Raw genomic sequence first — 8,595 nt, 5'->3', positions numbered from 1 at the left:
CATCAGCGCGTCGCCCTACGTCGAGCGCACTCAATGGGTGGAATACGACGGCGGCACCAGCCTGCGGGTCTATCCCACCGATACCGGGCGAACCGAGGCCGGCGAGACCGGGACGCTACGCCAAGGCGAGCAGGCCTGGTCGGAGGTGGTGAACCGAAACCCGGACGCCAACACCTCCGGCATGCGCGAACAGTTCTTGTGCCACTGGCAGTTCGCCGAGTTCATCCTCCCCGGCAAGACCAGTTGGAACCTGGAGCCGTGGCGCCCGGTCGTCAGCACGCTGAGCATGTTGGCCAACGGCTGCAACCCTGGCGGCGCCGAGGAACCGTTCTAGGCCCTAGGACAGCGCCCCGCGCCGACGATCGCTGCTAGATCCAGACGCCCTTGCCGACCGCGACCACGCCGCCGGCGCTGATCGAGAACCGCTCGCGGTCCTTCTCCAGGTCGACACCGATCATCTCACCGGGACCGACCACCACGTTCTTGTCCAGGATCGCGTGCCGTACCACCGCGCCGCGCCCGACCCGCGCCCCGGGCATGATGACGCTGTCCTCCACGATCGCGCCGTCGTCGATCAAGACGTTCGACGACAGCACCGAATTGCGCACCGAGCCGGCCGAGATGACGCTTCCCGCGCCCACCACCGATTCCTGCGCCGTGCCGCCGTTGACGAACTTCGCCGGCGCCAGGTTCTCCGTCGCGCCGCGGATCGGCCAACGGTTGTTGTACAGGTTGAAGATCGGGTGCGCGGACACCAGGTCCATGTGGGCGTCGTAGAACGCGTCCAGGGTTCCCACGTCTCGCCAGTAGCCGCGGTCACGTTCGGTGGCTCCGGGCACCTCGTTGACGGAGAAGTCGTAGACGGCGGCCATCCCGTCGGCGACCAGGCGCGGGATGATGTCGCCGCCCATGTCGTGGTCGGAGTGGTCATCGTCGGCGTCGGCGCGGATCGCGTCGATCAGCACCTTGGTGGTGAAGATGTAGTTGCCCATCGAGGCGTACGTGCTGTCCGGATCGTCGGGCGTGCCGGGCGGATTCGCCGGTTTCTCCACAAAGCTGCGGATCCGCCCGGACTCGTCGGCGTCGATGCAGCCGAACGATGACGCCTCCGCGCGTGGCACCCGGACCCCGGCGACAGTGGCGCCGGCCCCACTGTCGATGTGGAAGCGCACCATCTGTTCGGGGTCCATCCGGTACACGTGGTCCGCCCCGAAAACCACGATGTATTCCGGGTCTTCGTCAAAGATCAGGTTCAGCGACTGATAGATGGCATCGGCGGACCCGGTGTACCAGCGCGGCCCGAGCCGCTGCTGGGCCGGCACCGGGGTGATGTACTCCCCCGCCAGGCCGCTCAGCCGCCAGTTCTGCGAGATATGCCGGTCCAGCGAGTGCGACTTGTACTGCGTCAGAACACAGATCCGCAGGTAACGCGCGTTGACCAGATTCGACAACACGAAGTCGATGAGCCGGTAGGCGCCCCCGAACGGAACCGCCGGCTTGGCCCGGTCCGCGGTCAGCGGGTGCAGCCGCTTGCCTTCCCCCCCGGCCAGGACGATGCCGAGCACGTGCGGCGCTTCCCTCATGCCACCAAACCTATCGGCCGCTTCGGCACCCTGCCAGCTAGACAGCACGATTGGCGGAGCTTCTCACAGGTTGCCGGTCGTTCGCCGCGCGCCCGGCCGCCCGCGCCCGCTACCGTGCGGGGTATGCGGGTGGCGATGCTGACCCGGGAGTATCCCCCGGATATCTACGGTGGCGCGGGCGTGCATGTCACGAACCTGGTCGAAGCGCTGCGGCGGTTGTGCCACGTCGACGTGCACTGCATGGGTGCGCCCCGGCCGGGCGCGACGGCGCATCAGCCGGATCCGGCACTGCGGGATGCGAATCCGACGCTGGGCACGCTCTCGGCAGACCTGACGATGGCCGCCGCCGTCGGCACGGCCGACATCGCTCACTCACACACCTGGTACACCGCGCTGGCCGGCCGACTGGCAGCGCTGCTCTACGACATCCCCCATGTGCTCACCGCGCATTCGCTGGAGCCGCTGCGCCCCTGGAAGGCCGAGCAACTGGGCGGCGGCTACCGGGTGTCGTCCTGGGTGGAGCAGCTGGCGACGACCGCGGCCGACGCCGTGATCGCGGTCAGCTCGGCCATGCGCGACGACCTGCTGCGGGTCTACCCGGAGTTGCGGCCCGACCGCGTCCACGTCATCTACAGCGGCATCGACACCGAGGTGTGGTGTCCGCAGCCGGCCACCACGGAGTCGTCGATGCTGGCCGAACTCGGCGTGGAGCGCGACCGGCCCATGGTGGCGTTCGTCGGACGGATCACCCGGCAGAAGGGGGTCGCTCATCTGGTGGCCGCCGCGCATCGCTTCCATCCGGAGGCGCAGTTGGTGTTGTGCGCCGGCGCGCCCGACACCCCGGAGATCGCCGCCGAGGTGAGCGCCGCCGTGGCGGATCTGTCCGCCACTCGCAGCGGGGTGTTCTGGATCCAGGAGACCCTGCCGGCACGGCAGATCCGCGAGTTACTCTCGGCAGCGACGGTGTTCGTCTGCCCTTCGGTCTACGAACCGCTGGGCATCGTCAACCTCGAGGCGATGGCCTGCGGCACGGCCGTGGTGGCCTCCGACGTCGGCGGCATACCCGAGGTGGTCACTGATGGCGTCACCGGCTCGCTGGTGCACTACGACCCCGCCGACCCGGACGGCTATTGCACCGGCCTGGCCGCGACGGTCAACGCGCTGATCGGCGACCCGGTAACCGCCCGGCGTTACGGCGAGGCCGGCAGGCTCCGCTGCGAGGAGGTTTTCTCGTGGCCGCGCGTCGCCGAGCAGACCCATGCCGTGTATCGGCAACTGGGCGCCGGCTGACAGTCCGCCGGCAGCTCGGACAGCCCGTCAGCTCGTGACGGCTTTGAGTTCGTCGCCCAGTGCAGCGGCCTCGTCCGGAGTCAGTTCGACGACTAGTCGTCCACCACCCTCAAGCGGTACCCGCATCACGATGCCGCGCCCCTCTTTGGTCGCTTCCAGTGGACCGTCACCGGTCCGGGGCTTCATCGCCGCCATCGAGTGCTCCCTCCAGGTACCAGCCCACCGGCCGTGCCCTTGATCTGCGCCGGCTGTGCACCGCGATCGCAGCATCCGGCATCGAACTGCAGTTTCACTACGCCATTCTTCCCTATCAGCGACGCCGCGTGCACAAGACCCGATTCCGGAGTGCATTTTAATGGATCTAGGCGGTCACCGTCGGCACCCAACAGGACTGAAGGTGATCGTCGACCATGCCCGTGGCCTGCATCAATGCATAGGCGGTCGTCGGGCCCACGAATCGGAACCCGCGCCGCTTCAATTCGCGCGCCATCGCCGTGGATTCCGGCGTGACGGCCGGAATTTCCGACAGATCGGCGGGCCGGGGGCGCGCCGGCGGGGCGAATGACCACAACAGCTCCGCCAAATCGGTGGATCCCAGGGCGATGGTGGCCCGCGCGTTGGCGATCGTCGCCTCGATCTTGGCCCGGTTGCGCACGATGCCGGCATCGGCCATCAGCCGGGCTACGTCGGCGTCGGTGTAGCGCGCGACGGTCTCGACATCGAAGTCTGCGAACGCGCGCCGGAAGTTCTCCCGCTTGCGCAGGATCACCAGCCACGACAGGCCGCTCTGGAAGGCCTCCAGGCTGATCCGCTCGAACAGTGCGGTCGCCTCACGCACCGGACGGCCCCACTCCCGGTCGTGGTAATCGCGGTACAGCGCCGATCCATCGGACCAGGCGCACCGCACCAGGCCGTCGTCGGGCGCGCCGGTCAATTCTGCTCCGACGGATCCGCGGCCAGCGCCTGCGCCGCGGCCAGCTGCCCACGCAGCTGGTCGAGTTCTGCGCCGAGGCGCTCCAGCACCCAGTCGACCTCACCGGTGTGGTAGCCGCGCAGCACCTGGGAGAACTTCACCGCCTCGACGTCGGCGCCGGTGACCCCGGAGGCCGGCAGCATGGTCGCCGTGGTCGCCCGGGGCAGCGGCGGCAGCTGCTCCCCCCGCCCGAACAGCACGCTGGCCACCCCGAACAGCAGCAACGCGATCAGGACGAGCACCACGAGATACAGCAACACCAGTGTCACGGGATCGATAGTGCCTCATTCGACCGCACGGGTGTGCTCAGCGCTGACGCAACGTGTTCATCGGCGGCCGGTCCACCAGTGACAGCGGCGTGGTGCGCGGCAGGTAGTCGGTGCCGTCGGCACCGGCGGCGAAGAACTGGGTGAGCCCGACGCCGGAGTCGGGGACCCCGCACCGCGACAACAGGGTGGCGACGACTTGGCGGCTCATCACGGCCAACTCGGCCAGCGGGCGGTTGCGGTGGGCCCGCACTCCCAGGTTGACCTGGGCGATCGCGTCCAGGCCCAACCGGTCATAGGTGTCGATCAACAGGCCGATCTCCACGCCGTAGCCGGGCGCGAACGGCACCGACGCCAGCAGCTCGCGACTGCCGGCGTACTCACCGCCCAGCGGCTGCAGCACAGCGCCCAGGTCGGGCCGCAGCGCGGTCAGCAGCGGGCGGGCGACCAACTCGGTGACCCGGCCGCCACCGGTGGCGTCCTCGGTGCCGTTGACCTTCAGCGGCCGCCGGTAGAAGCCCTTGACCAGATGGACGTTGTCGCCGGTGAGCAGCGGCCCGACCAGGTTCGGGACGAACATCGGGTCGGGGTCGATGAGGTCGGAGTCCACGAAAACCACGATGTCGCCGCTGGTCGCGGCCAGCGAACGCCACAGCGCTTCGCCTTTGCCGGGCTGCGGGGGCACCTCGGGGACGGCCTGTTCGCGGCTGACGACGCGAGCGCCCGCGGCGATAGACCGGATCTCGGTGTCGTCGGTGGAGCCGGAATCCAGCACGATCAGTTCGTCGACCAGGTTGTCGAGCAGCGGGGTGATGCTGTCGATGACCGATTCGATGGTCGCCTGCTCGTTCAACGCGGGCAGCACCACCGAGACGGTGCGCCCCGTCTCGGCCTTGGCCGCCACCAACTCGGCGACCGTCCAGTCCGGACGGTTCCAGGTGCGCCCGGCCAGCCGGGTGTCACCCAGCCCCGCGACCAGGTCGGTCATGCTAAACCCCTTACTGTGCGGGTCGGGGCCCGCACGCCCTGGATGGATGCCACCATCTCCAGGACGCGCCGGGTCGGCCCGACCTCGTGCACCCGGAACATCCGGGCGCCGGCGGCCGCCGCAAGCGCGGTGGCCGCCAGCGTTCCCTCCAGTCGTTCGGTCAGACCCACACCGAGAGTCTCCCCGATGAAGTCCTTGTTGGAGAGCGCCATCAGCACCGGCCATCCGGTAGCGACCAGCCTCTCCGTGTGTCGCAACAACGCTAGCCCGTGGAAGGTGTTCTTGCCGAAATCATGGGTGGGGTCGATCAGCACCCGGTCGCGCGGCACCCCGGCCGCCACCGCCCGCTGCGCGGCCGCGGTGACCTCGTCGATCACCGCATCCACCACCCCGTCCACAGTGGTGCCGTAGCTCACCCGGAACGGGCGGGTCCGCGGCGCCGCGCCGCCGGTGTGCGAGCAGACCAGGCCGACACCGAACTCCGCGGCGACCGCCGGCACCTGCGGGTCGACGCCGCCCCAGGTGTCGTTGATCAGGTCGGCGCCCGCCACGCAGGCGCGTTTTGCCACCTCCGAGCGCCAGGTGTCGACACTGATCAGCTGGTCGGGGTAGGCGCCGCGCAGCCACTCGATGAAGGGAACCACCCGGGCGGTCTCGGCATCGGCGTCGACGGTCCGCCCCGGCCCGGCCTTGACCCCGCCGATGTCGATGACGTCCGCCCCGTCGGCCACCGCCTGGTGCACCGCCGACTTGGCCGCGTCGTCGTCGAAGGTGGCGCCGGCGTCGTAGAAGGAGTCCGGGGTGCGGTTGATGATCGCCATGATCAGCGCGCGATCGGCCGCCACCGGACGACCGCAGAGGGTGGACTGCACGGTTCTATGGTGCCCGGTCGGTGCCGCGACGCGGTGGTCAGCCCTGACCGGCCGAAACCGGCGTCAGCCCCGCGGCCGCTTCCCGGCGGCCACTTCCCCGGGATAGTCCTCGTAGTAGGGCACATAACCCTCGTCACGACCGGCCAGCACGTACAGCGGGTCGTCGATGCGGGCGTCACCGGCGCCGTAGCCCTGCTCACGTAACTCCACCTTGCGGCTCTTGAACGTGGTGGTGTGCGCCATCGTTTCCACCAGCCGCACGAACAGCGGAACCGCATACGACGGCAACCGGTCATAGACGGTGCGGGCCAACCGGGCCCCGTCGAACGACGCACCGTCACGCAGTTTGATCGCGGCCATCCCGGCACGTCCACCGGTGTCGGGCACCTCGACGCCGTAGACGGCGCATTCCTCGACCGATTCGTCGGCGGACAACGCGGCCTCGACCTGGGTGGTGGCGACGTTCTCGCCCTTCCACCGGAAGGTGTCGCCGAGCCGGTCGACGAACGCGGCGTGGCCCATACCCTGCGGCCGCATCAGGTCGCCGGTGTTGAACCAGCAGTCCCCTTCCCGGAAGGCGTTGCGCACCAGCTTCTTCTCGTTGGCCTCCGGATCGGTGTAGCCGTCGAACGGCGAAAGCCGGTTCACCGGGCTCAGCAGCAGCCCGGGTTGCCCCGACGGCACCCGGCGCACCCAGCCGTCCTCGCCGCGCAGCGGTTGCCCGGTGTCGTGGTCGTACTCCACGTAGGCCAGTGGCAGCGGGTACAACCCGGTGCTGCGCGGCACGTTGAGCACGTTGAGGAACGCGCTGTTGCTCTCGCTGGCGGCGTAGAACTCGCAGACCCGTTTGATGCCGAACCGGTCGGTGAACTCGTCCCAGATCTCCGGCCGCAGCCCGTTGCCGGCGATCACCCGCACCTTGTGCGCCCGGTCGGTCGGCTTGGGCGGCTGGTTGAGCAGGTAGCGGCAGACTTCGCCGATGTAGACGAACGCGGTGGCGTCCGCGGCGATCACCTCGTCCCAGAAGCGTGAGGCGGAGAACGATTTGCCCAGCGCCAGTGTCGCGCCGGAGTTGAGCACCGAGGACACCGCGACCGTCAGCGCGTTGTTGTGGTAGAGCGGCAGGCAGCAGTACAGCGTGTCGCTGCTGCGCAACCGCAGCCCGATTCCGCCGAAGGTGGCCAGCGCCCGCAGCCACCGGTAGTGCGTCATCACACTGGCCTTGGGATAGCCGGTGGTGCCGGAGGTGAAGATGTAGAACGCGGTGTCCTTGGCCAGCACCGCCTCGACCGATACCGGGTTGTCGGCGGGCGCGGTGGCCGCCAGCCGCTCGAACTCCTCGATGGTGACCGGCTCGGCGGTCGCGCCGCTGTCGTGCACGGCGCTGACCAGATCCGCCTCGGCGATCAGCAGTTTGGCTTCCAGCAGGCCGAGGCTGTGGACCAGCACGTCGCCACGCTGGTGGTAGTTGACCATCCCGGCGATCGCACCGCATTTGACGACGGCCAGCATCATCAGCACCGCGTTGGGTGAGTTGCGCAGCATCACCCCGACGACGTCGCCGTGGCCGACGCCGCGAGCGGCCAATACCGCCGCAAAGCGGTTGACGGTCGCGTTGGCCTCGCGGTAGGTCAGCTGCTGCTCACCGAACCGGATGAAGACGCGATCGGCGTGTTTGGCGGCGCGGTCCTGAAAGACCTTGCCGATCGACGCCTTGGAGGTGGGTCGGGCCAGCAGGCCGGTCCGCATCCCACGCAGCATCGCCGGCATATCGGCGACGAGCACGGGCAGCCGAGTCGCGATGTCGGTCAGCCCGATCCGGGTCCCGGAATTGTGATCGGACACGGTATCCCCTCGGGGTCGGCAGGTGCTGAGACAGCCCAAACGATCGCCGGCACGGCGGAGCCGGGCGCAGCGGGTCTGCTGTGAAGACACAGCTTAGTCGGTACCGGCAGTACCGGGTGCGCAGGCGTCCAGTGCCGTCTCGAGCTCGTCGACCACCAGCAGCCGGTCCATCGCACGCTGGGACACGAACCCGGCGTCGAGCAGCCCGGACATCCAGGCCCACAGCCCCGCGTAGTGGCCGTCCGGATCCAGCAGCACGACCGGTTTGTCGTGCAGACCCAGATACCGGCCGGTCCATGTCTCGAACAGCTCCTCCAACGTGCCGATGCCGCCGGGCAGGGTCAGAAACGCGTCCGCGCGTTGGTCCATGACCTGTTTGCGCTCCCGCATGGTGTCGGTGACGATCAGCTCGTCGGATTCGACGTCGGCCACCTCGCGGTGCAGCAACGCCTTGGGGATCACTCCGACGGTGCGGCCACCGTGCTGCCGGACGGCCACCGCCAGTGCGCCCATCGCCGAGACGTTGCCGCCACCCCACACCAGCGTCCAGCCCCGTTGCGCGATCGCCGCGCCGACTTTGGCGGCCAGCGCCAGCAGCGCCGGGTCGCTCGGGCCGGACGCACAGTAGACACACACCGCCCATTCGCTGCCCCGCACACCCGAAAGGCTAACCGGCGACTGGCGCAGACCGTAAAATCTGCGCGATGCCGATCCGGTGGAACGTCCCCGAGCATTCGGCCGCCCTGCACCGGCTGACCGAAGCGCTCGACGCGGCCGG

General features: G+C 69.1%; 10 protein-coding genes. 2 read left to right on the top strand and 8 right to left on the bottom strand.

Features of this window, described 5'->3' with window-relative positions:
- Positions 1–334: DUF2599 domain-containing protein (locus DQP56_RS20480; RefSeq protein WP_112688577.1), on the top strand; the 334-nt coding region annotated here is incomplete at its 5' end.
- Between the two features lie 34 nt (positions 335–368).
- On the opposite strand, the gene glgC is transcribed toward DQP56_RS20480, so the two are convergent.
- Complete coding sequence (gene glgC / locus DQP56_RS20475; protein ID WP_112688575.1) at positions 369–1,583, bottom strand: glucose-1-phosphate adenylyltransferase; 1,215 nt, start codon at positions 1,581–1,583, stop codon at positions 369–371.
- A gap of 123 nt (positions 1,584–1,706) precedes the next feature.
- Here glgC and glgA point away from each other — a divergent pair, with 123 nt between their 5' ends.
- Positions 1,707–2,873, top strand: a complete 1,167-nt coding sequence (gene glgA / locus DQP56_RS20470; protein ID WP_112688573.1) for a glycogen synthase — start codon at positions 1,707–1,709, stop codon at positions 2,871–2,873.
- Positions 2,874–2,900: 27 nt separating this feature from the next.
- Here glgA and DQP56_RS20465 read toward each other — a convergent pair whose 3' ends face one another.
- From DQP56_RS20465 to log, 7 genes are all read right to left on the bottom strand, one after another.
- The gene (locus DQP56_RS20465) at positions 2,901–3,068 is read right to left on the bottom strand and encodes a DUF3117 domain-containing protein (RefSeq protein WP_003885506.1); all 168 of its coding nucleotides are present in this window, start codon (positions 3,066–3,068) and stop codon (positions 2,901–2,903) included.
- Between the two features lie 166 nt (positions 3,069–3,234).
- The gene (locus DQP56_RS20460; RefSeq protein WP_013828127.1) at positions 3,235–3,807 is read right to left on the bottom strand and encodes a DNA-3-methyladenine glycosylase I; all 573 of its coding nucleotides are present in this window, start codon (positions 3,805–3,807) and stop codon (positions 3,235–3,237) included.
- Positions 3,804–4,115 (bottom strand): DivIVA domain-containing protein, encoded by a 312-nt coding sequence (locus DQP56_RS20455; protein WP_112688571.1) that lies wholly within the window; start codon positions 4,113–4,115, stop codon positions 3,804–3,806. The genes DQP56_RS20460 and DQP56_RS20455 overlap by 4 nt, the downstream gene beginning before the upstream one ends.
- A gap of 37 nt (positions 4,116–4,152) precedes the next feature.
- Positions 4,153–5,100 carry a glucosyl-3-phosphoglycerate synthase gene (locus DQP56_RS20450; protein WP_083038438.1) on the bottom strand — a complete coding sequence of 316 codons (948 nt, stop codon included), beginning with the start codon at positions 5,098–5,100 and terminating at the stop codon, positions 4,153–4,155.
- Complete coding sequence (gene folP, locus DQP56_RS20445) at positions 5,097–5,921, bottom strand: dihydropteroate synthase (RefSeq protein ID WP_234825753.1); 825 nt, start codon at positions 5,919–5,921, stop codon at positions 5,097–5,099. Before folP ends, DQP56_RS20450 begins: the two co-directional genes overlap by 4 nt.
- Positions 5,922–6,035: 114 nt before the next feature.
- A complete protein-coding gene (fadD6, locus tag DQP56_RS20440) occupies positions 6,036–7,817 on the bottom strand; it encodes a long-chain-acyl-CoA synthetase FadD6 (RefSeq protein ID WP_112688567.1) in 1,782 nt (593 codons plus the stop codon).
- 93 nt (positions 7,818–7,910) lie between these two features.
- Entirely contained in the window at positions 7,911–8,474 is a 564-nt protein-coding gene (gene log, locus DQP56_RS20435; protein ID WP_112688565.1) for a cytokinin riboside 5'-monophosphate phosphoribohydrolase, read from the bottom strand.
- Between the last annotated feature and the right edge of the window lie 121 nt (positions 8,475–8,595).

Origin of the sequence: Mycolicibacter senuensis, from assembly GCF_003284925.1 — a bacterium.
Taxonomy (GTDB): domain Bacteria; phylum Actinomycetota; class Actinomycetes; order Mycobacteriales; family Mycobacteriaceae; genus Mycobacterium; species Mycobacterium algericum_A.
The sequence above is the reverse complement of the archived record's forward strand: the minus strand, read 5'-3'. Positions and strand labels throughout refer to the sequence as shown.